Raw genomic sequence first — 20,489 nt, forward strand, 5'->3', positions numbered from 1 at the left:
TTGTCAGCGCTTCTTGGTACAACCTTGCGTTATCGTCTTCATAGCAAATAAAATCGATTCTTTCCGGGAAGCCGTCTTCCTGCTCCAGCCGACTGACGTATTCCGCAACCGCATTCAAAGCGACGCTGCAAGCCAGCGGCTTCGGAAATCCGTAGATGCCCGTCGAGATGTTCGGAAAAGCGACGCTGCGCGCGCTTATGGCAGCAGCCAACGCCAGGCTGTTAATATAGCATTTCGCCAGTATATCGGCTTCGCCCGCCGTGCCGCCTTTCCAAATCGGTCCCACCGTATGAATGACGGCCCGAAACGGCAGATTGCCTGCACCCGTGGCGACCGCTTCACCCGGAAGACAGCCGCCCTGCCTGCTGCGAATCAAAGCGCATTCTTCGGCAATCTTGGGCCCTCCGGCGCGGTGAATCGCCCCGTCTACTCCTCCACCGCCAAACAGTCCGGTATTGGCGGCGTTTACGATGCAATCGCCGCTCCAAGATGTAATGTCTCCCTGCTCCGCCGATATCACGGTCTGATTTAGTGTAACCTTCATGCCCTCGCTCCTTCCTCTGCTGACTGTTCCAGCTCCAGAATCGCCGTCCTTTCGTCTTCATGAACCGTATTCTCTACGTACGATTTGTACAGCAAGCTGCCTCCGGCGGCCAAATCCGCCATTCTCCGCAGCATCCAGTCTATCGCATGCTCCAATGTCATTTCGCCTTTGCCTACGGCCGTTCTGACCAAAGAGTGCATCTCCCCTGCTTCGTTACCAGTTCCGCCTTCAACCGCAGTTTCATAACCGGACCAAATCCGAAACAAAGGAACAGGCTCAGTTAAATTGTCTGGACAAACGGAAGCGCCGACTACCGAATAAGCCACGGCACCCGGCTTCGCGGCCGGGTGCCGTTCGCGTCCGCGAAGCAGTCTGCTGTTTGCCGAGGCGATAATACCTGCCAATATCATCAGAAAGAGCGCCAATGCCAGAACCGCGTAGATCATCCTCTTCCCCGCCTTGTCACGGAAATCGACATGCCGAGTTTATCTTATCACGGGCAGGCCCGGGCGAAAATGCCCTTTGTGCAATCTGCCGATATTTTCTGCCGAAGGAAGTTCTATTTGCCGGGACGCATCGTCGTAAGCTGGCGCAGAAAGACATCAAGGCCGGGCATTCCTTCCTGCTCCGCTTTCTTTCGCGCTATAGCGGCCGCCTCTTCGATGTTGTAAGGCACCCGTATAAATTGAATGGACAAAGGCGCGGGGTTCTTTCCCTGCCATACCCCCTCCATAATGCAGAAGCATGCCGTCGGTTCATCCCTAGGCGTTCCCACGCTGCCCGCGTTGAACAGCATGCGGCGGTGCAGATACTGGAGATAAGCGTGATGTATGTCTCCATAGCCTACTATGTCCGGCTTGCCGGAAGCGCCCGAGCCAGCGGTCGCCTCCGTATTGAGGAACAGGCCGAGCCTTTCCTTCTCCGAAGCCCACGGCTGCACGCGCACGTACACGCTTTCGGGAGAAGCATGGAAGAGCCTTACCTTCCTGCCGCTCATCTCCCACTCCAGCCCAAAGGGCAGGCTGCGGATATAATTCAGCCGGGCGCCGCCAAGCCGGTCCCGGTGCCAGCGTGCGGCCGGATCCCCTTCGACGTTCTCTTCGTCGATCACCATCGATTCCCAATTGCCTATGACAACCGATTCGCACGACTCGCGGACAAGATCAAGCGCTTCCGCGGGTTCCGGACCTTTGCCTACCATATCGCCCAAACACTGAATTCTGGTAATCCCCCTCCCCGCAATGTCCTTAAGAACCGCCCTTAACGCGGGCATATTGCCATGGATGTCGGAAATAATCGCAATTCTCTCCATTTCAATCACCTGCCCGTCGTATTTACTTATTAATTCATACCCGGACAAGGAAGCCGCCAATCCGCAATAAGGGAGAAACAAAATGAAAGCGATGCACATAATATAATAGTTATTTTGAGATAATCAAAATAACAGTTGAATCTTTTCTCACAATGACCCATAATGTAGTTATCACTATAGCTTTATAATCTATCTGGAAACCAGAGGAGGATACAGGAATGAAATTTTTCTTGGATACCGGAAATATTGAAGAAATAAAGCGGATTACACGCCTTGGATTGGTAGATGGCGTGACGACGAATCCATCGCTGATCGCCAAAGAAGGTAGACTTTTTAAAGATGTTATCAAAGAGATTGTTGAAATCGTTCCCGGGCCTGTCAGCGCCGAAGTGATCGGTCTGAAAGCCGCGGAAATGCTTGAAGAGGCTTACGAAATCGCTGAATGGGGTTCCAATGTCGTAATCAAGCTGCCTATGACGGAAGACGGCCTGGAAGCCTGCTATGAACTGACGAAAAAAGGCATCAAAACGAACGTCACCCTGATCTTCTCCGCCGCCCAGGGCCTCATGGCCGCCAAGGCCGGCGCGACCTATATCAGCCCGTTCGTCGGCCGTCTCGATGACATCGGGGTGGACGGCATGAAGCTGATCAAAGACCTGAAGACGATTCTTACCAACTATGGTCTTTCCTCCGAAATCATTGCCGCCAGCATTCGGAATATCGCCCACGTTGAGCAGGCCGCCATCGCCGGATCGCACATTGCGACGATTCCGGGTTCTCTGCTGCCGTCGCTGTGGAAGCATCCGCTGACCGACAACGGGATTGAACGCTTCCTCAAAGACTGGGCGACGGTTCCTCAGGTTGCCAAGCAGCCGCAATAATCCTGAGCCATTGCAAAAAGCTCTTGCCCGGCAGACGGGCAAGAGCTTTTTTATCGGCTTGCTTGTATTCCCAAAATAATTGTCATACCATGTAAATGTACAAACGAATACGTAAAGGAGAACAACGATGACCCTGCCCAATCTGCAGCACTCTCCAGGCTTTCTGCTCGGTTCCGCATACCGGCGGATCTCCATTATTTTCTCCCGTGCCCTGAAACCCTTTGATATTACTCCGGAACAGTGGACAGTCCTTTATACAATAGCAAGCCATGACAACGTCAACCAGAAGGCGGTTGCCGCTTCCGTTGACAAAGACCAGCCCACCACCGCCCGTATCGTCGAGCTGCTGGGTAAGAAAGGCCTTATCACAAAGACGGTCTCCGATATCGACCGCAGAGCCTATCTTTTGAACGCTACCGCAGAAGGGAAAGCGCTGATCGACTCTACCCGGGCCCTTGAGCAGCAAAACCTTGATTCCGCCTTTGCCGGCCTGTCTCCGTCACAGATCGAGGAGCTTCGCCTTATTCTGAAAACAATCTGCCGCAATACCGGCAATATATACGAAGATTAGACCGGCGACCTGCCCCTGCGCCCGAATGTCCCGTCCGGTCCGGTTTGTTCCGGCTTGTAACGGGAGATGTTTTCTACTCCCTTCTTTCCCCCTTTTTCCCCTTCGCTCGGTTTGATGGCAAGCAGGGTCAGCAGTCCTCCGACAGCCCCAACCGCCGCCATAGTGCCAAACAACGCCCAGTGGCCGGCATTCATCAGCAAGGATACGGCCGGCGGACCCAGCGACACTCCGATAAACCGCATACTGCTGTACAAGGAGGTGATCGTACCGCGGTTTTCTTTTTCAATCCCTTCCGTGATCAAGGCGTCCAGACAGGGCAGCGAGGCGCCGATCCCGATTCCGCCAAGTCCCAGAAAGCCCACCATAAAATAGATTCCGCTGTAAAAACCGGTAATAACCATGGATGCCGTGAGCAGCGCCATTCCGCCGAACCCGATCCATTTCATCCGCTTTTTATTTTGGCCTATTATTTTTCCGGCTCCGTACGAGGACAGGCAGAGCAGCGCGAGCGGTATGGCAAGCACAAGGCCTTTCATCGAACCGTGCAGGTTGTAAGCAGATTCCAGCGTTTCCGACAGATAGAACAGTACGCCGAACGTAACGAACATACAGATGCAGCCGACGGCGAATATGGCATACAGCCAGCGTCCCTTTTCATGCAGCACATCACGAATACCCGAAAGAAACTGCCTCACAGTCGATGATTCGCGCTCTTTCTTCTTCGGACTCTTGACCAGGAACATAACCAGCAAAAATGAAACCAGACACAAAGCCGGAATAGCGATAAATGGAAGATACCACAGCAGCGTTCCCAGATAAGCGCCGAGAATCGGACTGAGCACTTTGCCGAAGGTGTTGGAGGTCTCGATCAGGCCAAGACTTCTGCTGACCTCCTTTTCATCCCGGAACATATCGCCGACAAAAGGCAGAACGATGGGAAAAGCGCCCGCCGCCCCGATTCCCTGCAAAAAACGCCCGCCCAGAATCACCCAGTAAGCGGACGTTCCTGCCATTAACCATGCCGCGGCCGCGGACACGCCCCCGCCGAGAGCCGCGATGATAAGGCTTGGAAGAATGACAACTTTACGTCCGAACCGGTCGGAAAAATATCCGGCAATGGGAATCATTACAATCGCGACAACACCGTATACCGTTATGATCATACTTACCTGAAAGGAGCTGATCGCCAGCTTTCGGGAAATTTGAGGCAGCACCGGCAGCAGCATGGAATTTCCAAGCGTCATGATAAAAGGGATGGACGCCAATGCCAGCAAATCCCACTTTTTATCTTTCATGTACGGACCACCTTTGTTCTTCGTTCACAACACCTTTTATTGTGGTTTGTTCTGCGCCGATTATTCATTCACGACAAAAAGTCGTCCCCGAATGGTCACAGGAACGGCCTTTTGCAATTATGGATTTATTGGACGCGGCTGCCGGTGTCCACCGATTGGACGGGAATGAACCGGCTCGGTTCACCGAGGCAAAAAATATGCAGCACATGCATGGCCCTCGTGCAGGCCGTGTAGAACAGCTTCCGTTCGCTTTCTCTCCCGTAGCTTTTCGCGGAACCGTCATAGATGATTACCGCGTCGAATTCGACCCCTTTGGCCAAATAAGCGGGTAGAACGAGCGTCCCCTTCTGGAAATTCGTCGTCTCCTTAGTCACGAGCTGAACCGCTAGCTTATCTTTGAGACCGGCATAAACCCCTGAGCTCTCCCCGGCTGTCTTGCAGATGACCGCGACATAGTGATAGCCCCGAGCATGCAGGCTCAGGATATCTTCTTCCACCTTGGACAAAAGCTCCTCGCTTCCTGAGACCTCACGGATCACCGGTTCTTCCCCTCTGCGGTTAAAAGGAACGATCCTTTCTCCGCCGGGAATCATCGACCGCGTAAACTCGACAATCTCGTACGTGGAACGGTAACTTCGGGTGAGCGATACGACTTCCGTGTTCTCTTTCCCATAGATGCTCTCCAGTCCCGCCAATTCACCAAGCGCCTCTCCCTGGGCATAAATGGCCTGGTTGAGATCGCCCAATACGGTCATTTTGGCCCTGGGGAACAGACGGCGCAGAAACTCGAGTTGGAACGGCGAGTAATCCTGCACCTCGTCCACGAAAACATAACGAATGCCAGTGTTGGTATGAAAGCCCTGGCTGAGCTCCTTCAAATAAAGGAACGGCGTGGCATCTTCATATGCAAGCTCACCAGCCGCAAGCGCATCCAGCGTCTGAAGGCTGACGCTGTCCCAACTCGCTGGCAGCGCGGCGCCTTCGCTCAGGATCTCCAGCAGCTCCCTGTCCTGGAACAGCCTGGAATAGAGCCCATTCGCGTCTACAAAGCGGCTGCGTTTGACCCACCCCCGCAGCGGCTTGAGACGCTGGCTGACCACATAGCGGGCGAGCATCTCCTTCTCCGTGTCGTAATCGTCGAACGTTTCCTCCTTGCCCCGCTTCTTGCGCCGCATCATCTGGTAGGCGCGGTGGTACTCACCGGAGTCCAGCAGCTCGATCTGGTCCTCCACCCAGTCCGCGCTCCTCTCCTCATGGCTGAATACGGCGATTTTCTTCAGCAGCCAGCCTGTCATGAGGTCGATCCGGTTCGCCAGCCTGATGGATGGATCATATCCGTAAAATTTACGCTCCATTTCTTCTTTGCACACAATTGCCCGACCCTGAAACATAAGAGGCTTAAAGAGCATTCCTTCACGCTCCAGCCTGGTTGCATAGCGGCGGATGGCATCGAGGAACGCGACCGACGACTTGTAGGCAATTCCGTCTCTCCTGGCATCCGTCTCAGGGCCGTCGGGACTGTTCAGCAGCGTTTCCGTCTGGCTGAATACATCCTCGAGCTGAAATTCCTGGCCCAGGCGGTGCTCCAAATACATCTGGAAGGTCGTCTGCTGCATGTTATCTTCACCCAGCTCTGGAAGCACGGTAGATACATAGCTGTTGAACAGCGGATTGGGGGAGAACAGGAGAACCTGGTCGGCCTGGAGACTGTCGCGGTACTTGTAGAGCAAGTAGGCCACGCGCTGGAGCGCCGCGGATGTCTTGCCGCTTCCGGCCGCCCCCTGAACGACGAGCATCCGGCTGCGGTCGTTGCGGATGATTGCGTTCTGCTCTTTTTGAATGGTAGCCACGATGCTCTTCATCCGGTCGTCGGCACTGTGGCTAAGCACCTGTTGAAGCAGTTCATCGCCGATTGTAACGCCGGTGTCGAACATTACCTCGATTGTTCCATTGTCGATAACAAACTGCCGTTTCAGGCTCATTTCTCCGCTCACCGTGCCTGCGGGAGTTTCAAAGGATGTTGGCCCCGGCGCTCCGTCATAATACAGACTGGAAATGGGAGCCCGCCAGTCATAAATCAGAAAAGTGCCGTCGTCCTCCATCAGCGAGCCGATGCCGAGATAGATGCGCTCGGATTCTCCATCCGGCGTTTCTGTGAAATCAATGCGTCCGAAGTAAGGGGACACCACAAGCTTTTTATATTTTTTCAGCGCTTTGCTGGATTGAAGATGATGGCGTTCCCGCTCAGACAATACCTGGGCCTGCTGCCGCAGACTGGTTGAGGTTTCGCCGAGATCGTCGGGACTGCTGAAATTCACGGTTACCTCTTCCCAAAAATCTTTGCGCAGCTCCACCACATCGCTGCGATGCAGCCCAAGCTCTTCGGAAAGGGCCCGAATACGGCTTTTCAGAAGACCGGTTATGCGGTCTACTCGGACCTGCTCATCTTTCCATTCATTTTCATTGATGGACACTGCCATTCATCCCCTTTTATAGGTTGACATCACACTTAAAGCATGCTATAATTGAATAGAATAGCTGTGTTTACTTAACCTATTATCGTTGTGTCATTTTTTCATTTTAACAATTTTCACCTGTGTTATCAAGCCGTAACCTCGAAATCAACACTCTTACATAATAAACCAAGACATCCGGTTCCCCAAGGGAGCCGGATTTTTTTTAAATATAAGACTTTATAAGCTTCGCCCCTATCGTTTGGTCTTATATTTCTACGAGAAACGGATGCCCTCCTCCTGCGAGGACGGCGCAGCCGTTTCTTCTTGTGAAAATATATTCCTTGGCTGTTTCCTTTGCTGCGTTGTTTCCTTCCTACCCGCTAGTCCATATCTTCCGATGCCCGGTTAATCTGGTCGGCGACTCTGTCGAGACGTTCCAGCTGATAACCATAATCGTAGATCGCTCCGGCGACGACGGCAAGTCTAAGGCGGTTCGTGTTTCCTTGTCTATAGCCTTGAACCACCGACTCCAGGAAGCCGTCATTGTCATCGCCAAGGGGCTCCGTCTCCGATATCCCCGGTTTAATCTTATCCTGAAACTTCAGCAAAATATGCTCATGATATTTGATCAGCAGCTCCAGATGGCGGTCGAACACTACGTCGGTCTCCTCGCTCCTCATGGCCTGAAAATAATGCCGGTCTACCGCATCCAGCACTTCATAGCCTTTTTGCAGAGAGGAAAGCAAATTTTTATACACCACCATCTGTCTGGTCTGGCTGTATTTCGGTTTCCGAAGCTGCTTCTGTTCCTCTTCGAACAAGGCGTATTTGTCCGCCAGCGAGCGTATCGAACCTTCGAGCGCGTTCTTCTCGTCCCGGAACACACTTTCTTTCATTTCATGCGAGACGGCGGTGCGCATCAGCAGAGAAAGGCTGTTAAAGACACGCTCGATCTGGTTGATATACTGCTTCCTTGGTTTCGGCGGAAAAACAAAAATGTTAATGACAAAAGCCGAGACGATCCCCGTCATCAGCACCAGAAACCGGGTAAGCGCAAACTGCCACTCTCCCGATCCCTCCATCACGGATATGACCGTAACGAGCGTCAGGCCGATCGTATCCGAGCGGTTCATCTTCATGCTGAGCATAATGACCAGGATGCAGACAATGCCTACGGCGATGGGCTGGTTGGACAGCAGCATGCCGCCAAGCAGCGCAATGACCGCTCCGGCCGTACTGGTCTGAATCTGGTCCAGAAAGTGCCGCCAGGACCGGTAGATGGACGGCTGCATTGCAAATATGGCCGCAATTCCCGCGCCTGTGGGCGAAGAGAACTTCAGCAGCGTGGCGAGATATAGGGCAAGCGTTACCGCCAGTCCCGTCTTAAGTACGCGGGCGCCAAAATTCACGGTCCATCCCTCCTCTTGTTTCTTCTGTCAGTTTGTTCGAACATAATTTTATTATTATTACCCATGAGGCGGAGCAGCGAAATTTAACGGGATTTAAGTCTTTTTTCAGCGTTCTTTCAGGTTTCTGGAAATACTGGATACTGCAGTTCATTTTCAAGGAAAAGAGGTGAAACTATTGAGCGCGTATATCAAAAGAACGCTGGCGCTGGCCGCAGCCCTTCTGATCGGTCTGTCTTACGGCGTTTCGGCAAGCGGCACCGCTGGAGCCGAAGGCGTCTCCGACAACGGCCGGACCGCCGTTTCCCCTTCCAACCCGGACTCCGGGTCGAACGGAGAACATAAAGCCAAGCGCCACGGCAGAGGACATTTCATCTTTATGGAAAGCGCGAAGCTGTTCGGCATGGACTGCTCCGCTCTATCTGAAAGCCTGAAATCCGGCAAAAGTCTGGCCGATATTGCCAGGGAGGAAAAAGGCTGGACGGAAGAGCAATATGTGCAAAAGCTCGCGGACGCAGCCGGCAGCCGTATAGACAAGGGCGTCGCCGAGGGGCGCTTCACGCAGGAGCAGGCCAAACAGCTTAAGTCGGGACTGCCCGCCATGCTGAAAGCCCGGGTCAGCGAAAAGGAACCGTTCTCGGGACGGCATCATTACCCGTACCGGAAACCGGTCGATCACAACGAATAGCCGTTCCCGCTCATTCACACCGCCGGACACCCTTAAGGGGCGTCCGGTTTTTTTCATGCGATGCGCCGTTATCCCTTTCGCTTCTTCAGGAAGGAGCGGAGAGCTTCGAACAGGACGATGGAGAGCATAAGCCAGGCGCAGCTGGCAGCATACCCGCCGATCACATCGCTCGGATAATGCACGCCGAGATAGATCCGGCTCCAGCCAATTGCAGCTGTAAGGATGAAGCAGATGACGACCAGCAGGACCCGTGCGCTTCCGGAGCGCAAATGGCGCCACAGCAAAAAGGTCAGCACGCCGTATACCGAAAAGGCGGCCATCGAATGGCCGCTTGGAAAACTGAAGCCGGGTTCTTCGATAATCCGGTGGATGTTCGGCCGCTCCCTGTGAAACCAATTCTTGAGAATCGAATTCAGGATATTTGACGTAACGCCCACCCATAGAAACAGCAGCAGCTCCAAGCGGTGCTTTAGAAACAGAAACAGGGCAGCCATAATTACAAGCGACAGGCTGATGACGATTTTGGATGATCCGACAAGCGATAGAGATTTGGCCGCAGAGGTAAGCGCCGGCGATTCGGGAGACTGTACGAGATGAATAATCCGATCGTCAAACCATGCCGTGTGGTTGTAAGTGACCAGGACGGAAATAAGCCCGAAAATCACCGCAAACAGAAGAAAAAGCTTGAAACCTCTGGACCAATGCCTAGCAGTCAATATCTTTTCCTCCTTATGAACATCCGACGGATAGAGTTTGTTTCCAGAGGATACCTTTTCCATGCTATACTTGGTTAAGTAATCAATCATAAAAAGATGGAGTGCTGCCAAAGTGGAAATTCAAAAGCTTCAGGAACGCATGCTGAGCCAGTTTGTTCAGACAAAGGTTCCGCTGACGATCTTTACGACCAATGGAGTGAAAATCCAGGGCATTATGACTTCGTATGACGCCTACACGATAACTTTGCAGGGTCAAAGCGACGGCAGGCAAAGCGTATTGTTCAAATCCGCCGTATCCACAATTGTGCCGTTAAGGCCAGTCTCTCTCCGATAATTTAAAAGCAGTTCATGCAGGAAACGCCGGTCTTTGCAGTCCGGCGTTTTTGGCGTTTCGTTGATTGATGCCGCCCTTTCCGATCTCCGTCTCTATAAGAATACCGGCTTGACGCAGACGGGCTTCGCTACCTGCGCTTCACTCCCTGTAAAGGTCAGCTGTCCGCTTGCGCCATCCCTTGCAAAGACCACCAGGTTGTTGGAGTCCCGGTTGGCGACGATTAGATAATCTCCGTCCGGCGTCAGCGCAAAATGGCGCGGGTGGCCGCCGCGGGTGGACACATGCTCTACAAAAGTCAGTTCGGCCGTCGCCGGATCGACCGCATAGATGACGATGCTGTCATGTCCGCGGTTTGACCCGTAGAGATAACGTCCGTCAGGGGACACCGCGATTTCCGCGCAGGTATTTTCCCCGGCGTAGTCTTCCGGAAGCGTGGGAACGGTAACAACCGTTTCAAGCACGCCCGCCTCAGCCTCATATGTAAAGGAAGTAATAGTGGAATCCACTTCGTTAATGACATAAGCGGAACGTCCGTCCGGATGAAAAGTGAAATGACGCGGACCCGCCCCCGGATGAAGCGGAGTGTCTCCGTGCAGCTCCAGCGTTTCTTTTTCCCCATTAATCCGGTATGACCTGATCACATCAATTCCCAAATCGCAGACAAACAGAAAACGTTCATCCGGACTAAACGAAGCCGAATGCGGATGAGGACGGTCCTGGCGATCAGGGTGGGCTCCATGCCCCGTATGTGCTGCGGAATCGGTCAGACGCACCGTCTTGCCTTCACTGTCAAGGGAGACGAGTCCGATCTTGCCGCCGTGATAGCTTGAGACTACGACGAATCGGCTGTCCGAGTCTCTGGAAATATGACAGGTACTCATCGCCGTTGCGCCTTCGGCGGGCATCGTGTCCGTCCGGCTGATCTCCGTTAAAGTTCCGGCTTCCGGTTCAATGGAGTACGCAACCACTTCTCCTTCCTTGACGCCTTCCGCATTCGTCTTATCGCCGATGGAATACAAGCGGTGTCCCTGCGCGTCCACATTGACGAAAGTCGGATTCGCAATCCCCTTCACTCCGCCGAGCAAGGTTAGAGCGCCTCCCCGTTCCGGTTCAAACCGGAACACATGAATGCCGTTCGCATCGGCTCCCGAATAAGAACCTACATATACTAGAAGTGTGGACGTTTGATTCATTATGATAATTCCTCCTTTATAATCGCATTGCTTTTTATAATTTACATTTTTTCTCCGCCTATGACAAATCGCAAGTAATACGGACTTAATTATTTTAAAAATAAGCTTTCCAAGGATAAATGAGCATGTTATAATGGAAGCGCTAACATTCAAGAATATGAATAAGGGGGAACAGGAATGAACAGCATTCTACTGGAGGCCAGAAATGTATACGAGGACTTCGAGGTGGAAACGGACGTTCTGTTCTTTAAGGTCGGAGACCATGATCTGGTCATCTTTCACGGCAGAAACTATAATATTAAAAAAAGAATGTCTGCCGAGCAATTGAATCGTCTGCTTAAATCGTCAAGCTATTTTCATGTTCAGGGCGGCGTTTATGTTAATCTGAACAAAATTGGTTCCATCGAGGATGACTGCATCTATTTCGGTGAAAAAGGCGGTTACGCAAAGCGGATACGCATTCCGAGAAGGAAGCAGGAGCATATCCGCCAGCTGCTCCGCAGCCGGATATCCTAAGGAAGCCAGCACATAGCCGTCAAGAAGCCGGAGAACAACGGGCGACCGTGTTTTCCGGCTTTTTCCGTATATTAATGCATTCTTAAAAAGAAAATCCGTTTTTTTATGCTTTCTTAAGGTTTGAACCTTTGTATTCTGGTAAAGTTGGTAGAGAGAAAAGCAACACCTATTAACGAAGGGAGTCATTGCTACAATGGATGAAAAGAATTTGGACCAGAACGAACACCAGGATAACACCACGGCTGCGGAAAAAGCCGCCGTCGACAACACGAATCCGGAAATCCCGGTTATGGACAAGATTGGCGAACCGCCTGCAGGCGTTCCCTCTTCCTCCAAGGGGGGCAAAGGCTGGATGATCGCCTCGATCATACTGGCGGCTGCGCTTATTATTGTATTGATTAGACCGCCGTTCCAGAAGGCCGACGGACAATCCGCCGTCGCAACCGTAAACGGCAACGATATTACCAAGAACGAGCTATATGATAAATTGGTGCAAGCCGGCGGTGAATCTACGCTTCAATCCATGATCACCCAGGAGCTTGTCGATCAGGAAGCCAAGAAAGCGAACATCACGGTCACCGATGCCGATATCAACACAGAGATCGAAGATCTCAAGAAGCAGTTCGGCGGCGAAGAGGGACTGAACTCCGCTCTTTCCCAAAGCGGCATGACCCTGGACGATCTGAAGAAGCAAATGCCGCTTCAAGTCGAAATCCGCAAGCTGCTGGAGCCTAAAGTTACGGTTACCGACGACGACATCAAAAAGTATTTTGATGAAAATAAAGCAACTCTCGGCTCGGAAGAAGAAGTCCGCGCTTCCCATATCCTCGTGAAGACGAAAGAGGAAGCCGATGCGATTGTCAAGCAGCTTAAATCCGGCGCAGACTTCGCGGCTTTGGCCAAAGAGAAATCGGGAGATACCGGCTCCAAGGACAAAGGCGGCGATCTTGGATTCTTCAAGCGCGGCGACATGGTTGCCGCATTCTCCGACGCAGCCTTCAAGATGAAGGTCGGCGAAACAAGCGATCCGGTCAAGAGCGAGTATGGCTACCATATTATCAAAGTAACGGAACACAAAGATGCCGTTACTCCAACGCTGGAGAACTCGAAGGAAGAAATCCGCAAGACGCTGGTTTCACAAAAAGTTTCCGAGATGTCCTCCACTTGGCTGCAAACTTTGACTTCCGGAGCGAAGATTACGAACACGCTGACCGATGCCAAGAAGGCGGAAGCCTCTGCAGCGCCGGGAGCCTCCGCAGCGCCCGAAGCAAGTCCAAGCGCCGCTGCCAAATAAGCAAGCCTATTACACAAAAAGGACAAGCGACTCTGTAGCTTGTTCTTTTTTGCGTAATAAACAGTGTAAAAAACAACTCGTGGGAGCGCTTTAATCAATGTTTCTCTTTCCGGATCTTCTTGTCGTGGTTCTCTCCCCACTCCTTGGCCTGCGCGGTGGCGATTGAAATCGCCCGCCCTTCTTCCTTCACAAGGGCTTTACAACTTCTTAGCCATTCCGGAAGAGATGAAACAGCCTTATTTAAATACTTTTACGCGCTTGTCGATCGGTTCGAATTCTTTCTCGCCAGGAGCGGTCACGATGCCGCCGAACGGCATTTGAGCGATCAGTTTCCACTCGGCAGGCAGTCCCCAAGTCGACTTCACTTCTTCGTCGATCAGCGGGTTGTAGTGCTGAAGGGAAGCCCCTACGCCGGCTTCTGCCAGAGCAGTCCACACTACGTGCTGTAGCATACCGGAAGATTGGTTGGACCAGATCGGGAAATTATCCGCATACAATGCGAAATTCTCCTGCAGGTGCTTGACGACGGCTTGATCTTCAAAAAAGAGAACCGTACCCGCGCCGGCTTTAAAGGCTGCCATCTTTTGGGCGGTGCCTTCGAACTGATCGGCAGCCACGATTTTACGAAGCGTTTCAGATGTCAGATCCCACAGTTTATCATGCTGTTCTCCGAACAGAACAACGGCTCTGGAGCTTTGGGAGTTAAAAGAAGTCGGGCTGTGCAGAACAGCCTGCTCCACGATTTCCTGTACTTGACCCTGCGGCACCGGCAGCTCTTTGCTAATTGCGTATACCGAGCGTCTTTTTTTCACTGCATCAAAGTAATCATTGGACATATTATTATTACCTCCTATTTATTTAGTTTCTTACTTTTTTATATCTTAATACATTTTTTCGGAATTTTCAACTCTTCCATTAAATTTTTATCCATAGAAAAAGCCCAGCCGCTTCAACGCATTTGCGTTAAATAAGCGGCTGGGCTTGACTGCAGCGGTAAAGGTTAATCGCGGGTAATGTAAATCAGGCCTTCATCGTCCACCTTCACTTCGGCGTGAAGAGCCTCGGCTACAATACGCAGTGGCACATAGCCTCTGCCGTATTTGTCAAAGATGACCGGCTCAGGCAGCTTAACCTTCGTACCGTCGATAACGGCATTCGCGGAACCCGCCTTCAGTACAATCGTGGTTCCGTAGACATCATCGATAACGGTAATCTTCTTGGATGCCGCGTCCCATTTCACCTGGGCATCCAACAGGCCGGCCAAGTAACGGAGGGGAATCATCGTCGTTTTCCCTTTGACTACGGTATCGTACAATTTAGGATCGATGACAGCCGATTTTTTTGTAATGCCGAGATCGTCCTTGAGCACACGGTAAACCGTTGAACTGGCGTCAAAATTGCTCAATATGGAGCCGGGTGTAAACCGCATCTCCGTGATGTTAAGAGCGCCGTCCACAGCAATCGGGTCGGCTTTGACCGGTCCGTTGATGTTCCAAATCTGTGACTCTGATTTAAAGGATATACTCCGGATCGGAATGCTTCCGTCATTCGGCAGGGCCACGTTGAGACTCACGTTCTGTTTGCGGACATGCAGCGCGCTGTCCACGAACAAATCGACTTGAAGCTTCGTATCCTTACTCAGAACGGTTTTGATTTCCGGGGTCGATTGGTACAGCTTATCCAGCTGTTTGTCATACACCAGAAGAGCCGCATCGACTGCCAGTTTGGCCGCATCATGCAGAACAGGTACGACATCTTCTTTGTTATCCAGCGGAATATCGGAAAGGCCATACTGTTCCAGCAAAGCCGACGTCGATTCCTGCTTCAGCACCGGCAGCAAGTAATCGTACAAACCGTCGATCAATTGGGTAAAGCCCTCGGTATCCTTGGAGATCGACTTTAGAAAGGCTTTGAGCAGCGACGGAAGCTCATCCCCTGTCACTTCGGCATGCAGCTTCATCAGGTTCAACTGCTCCCCATAAACAGCTTCATTAACAGGAGTCACACTGATTGCCGACGGGTTCGGAAGGTTCTTGACGACAAACTGGCTCACCAGCTTGCCGACGCTTTCGGCCTTGTCCTTATCGAGCCCAACCGCGGACAGCTCTTGATCGTAACCCTGCAGCGGGAAGTAGAACGGCTTCTTGGCGCCTTCGACATTCAAGGCCAGCACCGTCTTGTTCATGTAGAAGGCGAACGGTATGCTTGCCTGCTTGAAGCCCAGCGTCCCTTCTGCTGAAATGTCTCCGTTGTCCTGAAGCTTCAGATGGCTTACATTCAAGGTTAAAGAATTGATAAGATCGATGGTTTTCTGATCCTCGGCGCTGATTCCCGAAGCGGGAACGGCATTCAGAGAGAAAGACACGCTTTCCTCAGCCGATTTCACGTCAAGATTGCCTAGCAGCGCCTTGTTCACATCATAACCGCTTACCGCCTGACAACCCGCAAGCACCAGCAGCAGCGCCAAGATAGGAAGCAGCCATCTCGCTCTTTTTTTCACATGTTCCATTGAATCCCTCTTCTCTATTGTATTGGCATTCAACGCTATTATCTCAGGAAAGGGATATTCTGTAAACCGAGAGAGACCTTTAACCATTCTTCCGGGGGCTTATTCACAAAGAGAGCCTGTTTAACCACTCGATCTCCGGCAAATATCCAAAATGCTGTATTCGTATTACGGCAAGAAGCGCCAGATGTCCCGGATAAAAAGACCACCAGACCCATCTCGGAACCCGACGTTTCCGCAGTTGCTCCCATACCGAGGGTCCGTAAGCGATCATCAGAGTCGGCAGCAGACTCAGCATTTGGACGATCCAGCCGTAATAGAACATATATATAATATTTAGCGTCAAATGAGCAATGACAAGCCCGTACGAACGGATATAGCGGAAGATCAGCACCAGAAGCAGCCCGTACGCATTATAATCAAGGGGAAAATAGTCCATCACCCATATGGCCGGAACGACAACCGCTATGCCCAGCCATGGCTTGGGCAGCCTGTCCACCGCAATCAGCACAAGTTCGGAAAGCAGCAGAGTGAAGACGACATTCAGCCCTCCCGGGTCGAGCGCCAGATTGTAAGGAATTTGCGCTATCACGGCGATTGCCAGCAGACGCAGCAAATATCGGGGCTTTGAAGAGGTTTGGAGATGGCCCTGGACAAGCGCATAACAATAAATAGGGAACGCAATCCTCCCAATATACCTCCATTCCAAGTCCTGAGGAAAAAAGATATATCCGATGTGATCGATCAACATGGTAAGCATGGCAATAAACTGCATTTGAGTCCTCCTGTAGGTCTATGTAAAGAATCGGGATATTGCCTCTTATTATCCATGGCTTTTCCGGCCCTGTCCACCGTTCAGCAATCCGGTACCGCTCATATAAGCAAAAAGCGATCCGAATATCCGTCTTCGGGACACTCGAACCGCTCTCTTGTATGGCATTCTATTATTCCTTTATATAAAATCTCGCCGTTTCTTCCCAATACTCACCCGGCTTTAAACTGAACAGGCCTATTTCGTCGCCAGGCAGGTCCACATTCGGCGCATTTACCAGATTGACCTGAGGTTCGGGGCAGAAAAAGCCTTCCTTCGCTCCGTTGTTCCAAATCATCCACTGCTTGTAAGATGTGCCCACATCATAGACCAGCGTCACGCCGAGATTCATATCGGTAAGCTCCATCCGGTTTCTTCCGTTTTGAGGAACAGCCGTATAATGATTGTCCATCGGAGCGAAGAACGGATTCACTCCCTCCTCTCGCAGTTCGATCTCTTCGGGCTGGAGAGGCTGATAATTTCCCGTCGGCAGCATCCGTTCATTGAGTTCCCAGCGCTCGCCTATCGTTACCTTTACCCGGTAATCACTTGCAGCGCTCTCCTGAGCGAACGGGGCGTTAACCGCCGTATGGAAAGCCAATAGACAGGGCATGACTTCATCCCCGTCGTTATGGATCAGCAGCTGCTGGGACAGTCCCGCTTCCGACAGACCATAGCGCAGCTTCACGATATATTTATGGGGAAAATATTCATAGGAAGGATGATTCTCGTCCACTTTGATGGCCACGGTAACATAGCTCTCGTTCTTGCTGCTCCCGAAGTCTTCCACCTGCCAGACCGCCGTATGCAAAAAACCATGAATATGATTCCCGGTCGCCTCTTCGTTAATCGGCAATTGATAAACTTGCCCGTTCCAGGGAAATTTGCCGTCAGCGTACCGGTTAGGAGGGAACAGCACAGGAATACCATATACTCCGGGGCTTTGCTTAAAAGCCTCTATTCCGTCTTCTCCCGGTTCCCGCAGGAAGCGGTAGCCGTTCTCCGTATCGCGAAACGCGATCAAATTGCCGCCGGTTCCCGGCAGTACGGCCGCCTCAAAGCGTCCGGCTTTCAGCCATACCGCAGGTTCGCCCTCAAATTGTTCTTCGTATGCTTTGATATCCATGGTTTCTGCCTCTCCTCCCATTCATGTAACTGCTTTCACAAAGGATAGAGTATCATAAATCCGTATTTTCTTCTATAACTGTTCCACTTCGACGTTCATAATGTTTTCAATCCCCTTGAGATCATAATAAATTTCCGTGGCAAAATCGCGGTGGGGAGCGGACAGCACCATATCGATCATTTGTCTTCCGTCTTCCAGGTCCTTGATTTTTATCCGCCGGATAATGCGCTCGCGGAATTTTCGCTTGTGCTGGCCTTTTGCGTTGCCTGTCCGATTCTCGATTTTACAGATAACTTCCGGCATGCCGTCAATGTCTTCCATGACAATCTTGACGGATACGTCATGATTGTTAAGCTTCTGCGGACCTATCGCCCGAATAAGCCAAGGAACCGCGTTGACCGCAAAAATAAGCAGCACAACGGCGATAGCCGCTTCAATATAGAATCCGGCCCCCACCGCGATGCCGATGCCCGATGCCGTCCAGATCAGCGCCGCCGAAGTCAGGCCGGAGATTGCGTCGCCGCCTCTTCGCAGGATGACGCCCGCACCCAGGAAACCGATGCCGCTTACGATTTGCGCCGCAAGCCGCATCGGGTCCATATTGGGATGATCGGCACCGGAGAATTCATCAAAGGCCCGGATTGATACGATAGTCACGAGGCAGCTGGCTATACTGATAACCATACTGGTCCGAATTCCCAACGGTTTCTGCTTTAACTGGCGGTCTATACCGATGAACAGCCCGAACAGCATGGCTACAAGCAGTTTGATCATGGCTTCGATATGCAAATGCATCGTCTTCTCTCCTTTCAAGGGAATAAAGATAAATTATATCCTGATGCTTATTCATTCTTATACTAATGCAAAAAGCCCCACTGGCGTGGAGCCTTCAAATCACTTGCAGCGCAGCATCCCGCTTTAAACTATATGCCTTCCCGTTCCCGCTGAGACCGGTTACCATTATTTCCTTAACTTATACCCTCACTGCTAAAAATGAATCGACGGCGGAATATTCAACTATCCCGTAAAAAAGGCCGACAATTCCGTCCGGTGTTCGGACCTCATATCGGGCCTCTACTGTTCTTCCTTCAACGTAAACGATGAATACCGGCTAGCCCAGCACGATCCGGTCATCGGCAAGCTTATGGCCGCTGATGCTCTCAAATTCTCCGAGAAGCCGTTCCACCGTCAGATCCTTTTTACGAGTCTCATCGATATCGAGGATAATCCGTCCCTTGTCCATCATAATCAGGCGGTTGCCAAGCCGGATGGCCTGCTCCATGTTATGGGTTACCATCAAGGTGGTCAGCTTCATTTCGCGAACGATGGATTCGGTCAAGCGTGTAATCAGCTCCGCTCTTGCAGGATCGAGCGCTGCCGTATGTTCATCCAGAAGCAGAATTTGCGGCTTCGTAAACGTGGCCATTAGCAGACTGAGAGCCTGTCTTTCTCCGCCGGACAAGAGCCCGACCTTCGCCCTCAGGCGGTTCTCCAGGCCGATGCCAAGCCGCTCCAGCTCCTCACGGAACATTGCCCGTTTCGCGGATGAAACGCCGATGGACAGCCCTCTGCTTTTGCCGCGCTTGTAAGCCATCGCCAGATTCTCTTCAATCGTCATACGCGGCGATGTGCCGGCCATCGGGTCCTGAAAGACCCGGCCGATCCAATGGCTGCGCTGATGCTCGGCCAAATGGCTGATCGGGCTTGCTTCGATGAGGACTTCGCCGAGATCCGGCTTCATAACGCCGGAAATAATATTCATCAGCGTCGACTTTCCGGCCCCGTTGCTGCCGATGATTGTAACGAAATCTCCCGGATTCAGTTCCAGATCAATACCGAGCAAGGCAATCTTCTCGTCCGGCGTGCCCGGGTTAAACAGCTTGGACACGTTATCGAGCTTTAACATCGGCCGCGCCTCCTTTCTTGTCTTTCAAGGCTAGCTCGGCCAGCTCAGCAGTACGCTTGCGGGCGCTGTTCTTTTGCTTGAGGTAGCGCTGCACCGATGGGAACACGAGGGCGATAATAACAATAATCGCCGTAATTAATTTCAGGTCGGAGGCGTCGAGCCATTCCACCCTCAATGCCAGCGCGACAACGATCCGGTACACAATTGAGCCCAGAACAACCGCGAGCGTAGCGCGGAATACGCTGCCCGAGCCAAAAATCGCTTCCCCGATGATGACGGAAGCCAGACCGATAACGATCATCCCGATGCCCATCGAGGAATCGGCAAACGTCGAGTATTGAGTGATGAGCGCTCCCGAGAGCGCCACCAGTCCGTTCGACAGACTGATTCCGAGCATCGTCGTACTGTCCGTATTCACGCCGAAACTGCGGATCATCCGCGAATTGTCTCCGGTCGCCCGCAGGGCGAGCCCCAGGTCGGTTCGCAGGAACACATCCATGAGCAGCTTCACCGCTATAACCGCGATTGGCATTACATAGAGCGGATCAATTGAAGAAAAGAGCGTCTCATCGCCCATGAGCGACACATTGGGCTTGCCCATAATCCGCAAGTTGATCGAATAGAGCGCGATCATCATCAATATCCCCGACAGCAGCCCGTTGATCTTTCCTTTGGTGTGGAGCAGACCGGTGCACAGCCCGGCAATCATTCCCCCGGCAAGCGCACCGATCGTAGCCAGCCACGGCGCATAGCCGTGAGTGATCATAACGGCGGCAATGGCGCCGCCCGTCGTAAAGCTGCCGTCCACGGTTAAATCCGGAAAATCCAAAATCCGGAACGTTATATATACACCCAAGGCCATAAAAGCATAAAGCAATCCGAGCTCAATCGCCCCGTTCATTGATTCCAACATGATGTCTTACTTCTCCCTTCA

General features: G+C 52.0%; 20 protein-coding genes and 1 pseudogene. 6 read left to right on the forward strand and 15 right to left on the reverse strand.

From position 1 onward, the window contains the following. Positions 1-4 precede the first annotated feature (4 nt). From EH198_RS24850 to EH198_RS05140, 3 genes and pseudogenes are all read right to left on the reverse strand, one after another. Positions 5-544 (reverse strand): annotated as a pseudogene (locus EH198_RS24850) (macro domain-containing protein); the annotation flags it as partial. Next, positions 541-990, reverse strand: coding sequence for a hypothetical protein (locus tag EH198_RS05135; protein ID WP_124694423.1), 450 nt, complete (start codon positions 988-990; stop codon positions 541-543). The gene EH198_RS05135 and the pseudogene EH198_RS24850, both read right to left, overlap by 4 nt. A 113-nt stretch (positions 991-1,103) precedes the next feature. Continuing rightward, on the reverse strand, positions 1,104-1,856 hold the full coding sequence (locus EH198_RS05140) for a metallophosphoesterase family protein (RefSeq protein WP_124694424.1): 753 nt from the start codon (positions 1,854-1,856) through the stop codon (positions 1,104-1,106). A gap of 218 nt (positions 1,857-2,074) precedes the next feature. Between EH198_RS05140 and fsa the strand changes: the two genes are divergently transcribed. Then, positions 2,075-2,737 (forward strand): fructose-6-phosphate aldolase, encoded by a 663-nt coding sequence (fsa, locus tag EH198_RS05145; RefSeq protein WP_124694425.1) that lies wholly within the window; start codon positions 2,075-2,077, stop codon positions 2,735-2,737. Between the two features lie 127 nt (positions 2,738-2,864). Continuing rightward, positions 2,865-3,308, forward strand: a complete 444-nt coding sequence (locus tag EH198_RS05150) for a MarR family winged helix-turn-helix transcriptional regulator (protein ID WP_124694426.1) — start codon at positions 2,865-2,867, stop codon at positions 3,306-3,308. Here EH198_RS05150 and bcbE read toward each other — a convergent pair. From bcbE to EH198_RS05165, 3 genes are all read right to left on the reverse strand, one after another. Then, a complete protein-coding gene (gene bcbE / locus EH198_RS05155; RefSeq protein WP_124694427.1) occupies positions 3,305-4,603 on the reverse strand; it encodes a bacillibactin exporter BcbE in 1,299 nt (432 codons plus the stop codon). The two genes, EH198_RS05150 and bcbE, sit on opposite strands and share 4 nt — an antisense overlap. Before the next feature lie 125 nt (positions 4,604-4,728). Continuing rightward, positions 4,729-7,077 carry an RNA polymerase recycling motor HelD gene (gene helD, locus EH198_RS05160; RefSeq protein ID WP_124694428.1) on the reverse strand — a complete coding sequence of 783 codons (2,349 nt, stop codon included), beginning with the start codon at positions 7,075-7,077 and terminating at the stop codon, positions 4,729-4,731. Between the two features lie 362 nt (positions 7,078-7,439). After that, positions 7,440-8,468 carry an FUSC family protein gene (locus tag EH198_RS05165; RefSeq protein WP_124694429.1) on the reverse strand — a complete coding sequence of 343 codons (1,029 nt, stop codon included), beginning with the start codon at positions 8,466-8,468 and terminating at the stop codon, positions 7,440-7,442. A 175-nt stretch (positions 8,469-8,643) separates the two neighbouring features. Between EH198_RS05165 and EH198_RS05170 the strand changes: the two genes are divergently transcribed. Then, positions 8,644-9,153, forward strand: coding sequence for a hypothetical protein (locus EH198_RS05170; RefSeq protein ID WP_124694430.1), 510 nt, complete (start codon positions 8,644-8,646; stop codon positions 9,151-9,153). Positions 9,154-9,221: 68 nt separating this feature from the next. Here the strand turns inward: EH198_RS05170 and EH198_RS05175 are convergent, their stop codons facing one another. Continuing rightward, positions 9,222-9,869: a phosphatase PAP2 family protein gene (locus tag EH198_RS05175; RefSeq protein ID WP_246014099.1), complete on the reverse strand. Its 648-nt coding sequence runs from the start codon at positions 9,867-9,869 to the stop codon at positions 9,222-9,224. Positions 9,870-9,981: 112 nt separating this feature from the next. On the opposite strand from EH198_RS05175, the gene EH198_RS05180 reads away from it, so the two are divergent. Beyond that, the gene (locus EH198_RS05180) at positions 9,982-10,203 is read left to right on the forward strand and encodes an RNA chaperone Hfq (RefSeq protein WP_124694431.1); all 222 of its coding nucleotides are present in this window, start codon (positions 9,982-9,984) and stop codon (positions 10,201-10,203) included. Between the two features lie 92 nt (positions 10,204-10,295). Here the strand turns inward: EH198_RS05180 and EH198_RS05185 are convergent, their stop codons facing one another. After that, positions 10,296-11,396 carry a lactonase family protein gene (locus EH198_RS05185; protein WP_124694432.1) on the reverse strand — a complete coding sequence of 367 codons (1,101 nt, stop codon included), beginning with the start codon at positions 11,394-11,396 and terminating at the stop codon, positions 10,296-10,298. A 177-nt stretch (positions 11,397-11,573) separates the two neighbouring features. Between EH198_RS05185 and EH198_RS05190 the strand changes: the two genes are divergently transcribed. Together EH198_RS05190 and EH198_RS05195 are read left to right on the forward strand one after the other, a co-directional pair. After that, positions 11,574-11,912: a hypothetical protein gene (locus tag EH198_RS05190; protein WP_124694433.1), complete on the forward strand. Its 339-nt coding sequence runs from the start codon at positions 11,574-11,576 to the stop codon at positions 11,910-11,912. Between the two features lie 193 nt (positions 11,913-12,105). Continuing rightward, positions 12,106-13,206, forward strand: coding sequence for a peptidylprolyl isomerase (locus EH198_RS05195; protein ID WP_124694434.1), 1,101 nt, complete (start codon positions 12,106-12,108; stop codon positions 13,204-13,206). A gap of 236 nt (positions 13,207-13,442) precedes the next feature. Here EH198_RS05195 and EH198_RS05205 read toward each other — a convergent pair whose 3' ends face one another. The 7 genes from EH198_RS05205 to EH198_RS05235 all read right to left on the reverse strand — a co-directional run bounded on the left by EH198_RS05205 (position 13,443) and on the right by EH198_RS05235 (position 20,468). Then, positions 13,443-14,042 (reverse strand): nitroreductase family protein, encoded by a 600-nt coding sequence (locus EH198_RS05205; RefSeq protein ID WP_124694435.1) that lies wholly within the window; start codon positions 14,040-14,042, stop codon positions 13,443-13,445. 164 nt (positions 14,043-14,206) lie between these two features. Continuing rightward, complete coding sequence (locus EH198_RS05210) at positions 14,207-15,715, reverse strand: copper amine oxidase N-terminal domain-containing protein (protein WP_185702752.1); 1,509 nt, start codon at positions 15,713-15,715, stop codon at positions 14,207-14,209. A 103-nt stretch (positions 15,716-15,818) separates the two neighbouring features. Beyond that, positions 15,819-16,487, reverse strand: coding sequence for a TraX family protein (locus tag EH198_RS05215; RefSeq protein WP_124694437.1), 669 nt, complete (start codon positions 16,485-16,487; stop codon positions 15,819-15,821). A gap of 169 nt (positions 16,488-16,656) precedes the next feature. Beyond that, positions 16,657-17,649, reverse strand: coding sequence for an aldose 1-epimerase (locus EH198_RS05220; protein ID WP_124694438.1), 993 nt, complete (start codon positions 17,647-17,649; stop codon positions 16,657-16,659). Between the two features lie 72 nt (positions 17,650-17,721). Beyond that, the gene (locus tag EH198_RS05225; protein WP_124694439.1) at positions 17,722-18,444 is read right to left on the reverse strand and encodes an MgtC/SapB family protein; all 723 of its coding nucleotides are present in this window, start codon (positions 18,442-18,444) and stop codon (positions 17,722-17,724) included. Between the two features lie 316 nt (positions 18,445-18,760). Further along, on the reverse strand, positions 18,761-19,555 hold the full coding sequence (locus tag EH198_RS05230) for an ABC transporter ATP-binding protein (RefSeq protein WP_124694440.1): 795 nt from the start codon (positions 19,553-19,555) through the stop codon (positions 18,761-18,763). Then, complete coding sequence (locus EH198_RS05235; protein ID WP_124694441.1) at positions 19,539-20,468, reverse strand: ABC transporter permease; 930 nt, start codon at positions 20,466-20,468, stop codon at positions 19,539-19,541. Before EH198_RS05235 ends, EH198_RS05230 begins: the two co-directional genes overlap by 17 nt. Between the last annotated feature and the right edge of the window lie 21 nt (positions 20,469-20,489).

It is taken from the genome of Paenibacillus rhizophilus, assembly GCF_003854965.1.
GTDB classification, from domain to species: domain Bacteria; phylum Bacillota; class Bacilli; order Paenibacillales; family Paenibacillaceae; genus Paenibacillus_AQ; species Paenibacillus_AQ rhizophilus.

Coding starts and splice junctions, on each gene's coding strand:
- EH198_RS05135 (WP_124694423.1), bottom strand. CDS start 990: ATGATCTACGCGGTTCTGGCATTGGCGCTCTTTCTGATGATATTGGCA.
- EH198_RS05235 (WP_124694441.1), bottom strand. CDS start 20,468: ATGTTGGAATCAATGAACGGGGCGATTGAGCTCGGATTGCTTTATGCT.
- EH198_RS05185 (WP_124694432.1), bottom strand. CDS start 11,396: ATGAATCAAACGTCCACACTTCTAGTATATGTAGGTTCTTATTCGGGA.
- bcbE (WP_124694427.1), bottom strand. CDS start 4,603: ATGAAAGATAAAAAGTGGGATTTGCTGGCATTGGCGTCCATCCCTTTT.
- EH198_RS05190 (WP_124694433.1), top strand. CDS start 11,574: ATGAACAGCATTCTACTGGAGGCCAGAAATGTATACGAGGACTTCGAG.
- EH198_RS05210 (WP_185702752.1), bottom strand. CDS start 15,715: ATGGAACATGTGAAAAAAAGAGCGAGATGGCTGCTTCCTATCTTGGCG.
- EH198_RS05140 (WP_124694424.1), bottom strand. CDS start 1,856: ATGGAGAGAATTGCGATTATTTCCGACATCCATGGCAATATGCCCGCG.
- EH198_RS05205 (WP_124694435.1), bottom strand. CDS start 14,042: ATGTCCAATGATTACTTTGATGCAGTGAAAAAAAGACGCTCGGTATAC.
- EH198_RS05215 (WP_124694437.1), bottom strand. CDS start 16,487: ATGCAGTTTATTGCCATGCTTACCATGTTGATCGATCACATCGGATAT.
- EH198_RS05225 (WP_124694439.1), bottom strand. CDS start 18,444: ATGCATTTGCATATCGAAGCCATGATCAAACTGCTTGTAGCCATGCTG.
- EH198_RS05195 (WP_124694434.1), top strand. CDS start 12,106: ATGGATGAAAAGAATTTGGACCAGAACGAACACCAGGATAACACCACG.
- fsa (WP_124694425.1), top strand. CDS start 2,075: ATGAAATTTTTCTTGGATACCGGAAATATTGAAGAAATAAAGCGGATT.
- EH198_RS05230 (WP_124694440.1), bottom strand. CDS start 19,555: ATGTTAAAGCTCGATAACGTGTCCAAGCTGTTTAACCCGGGCACGCCG.
- EH198_RS05220 (WP_124694438.1), bottom strand. CDS start 17,649: ATGGATATCAAAGCATACGAAGAACAATTTGAGGGCGAACCTGCGGTA.
- EH198_RS05150 (WP_124694426.1), top strand. CDS start 2,865: ATGACCCTGCCCAATCTGCAGCACTCTCCAGGCTTTCTGCTCGGTTCC.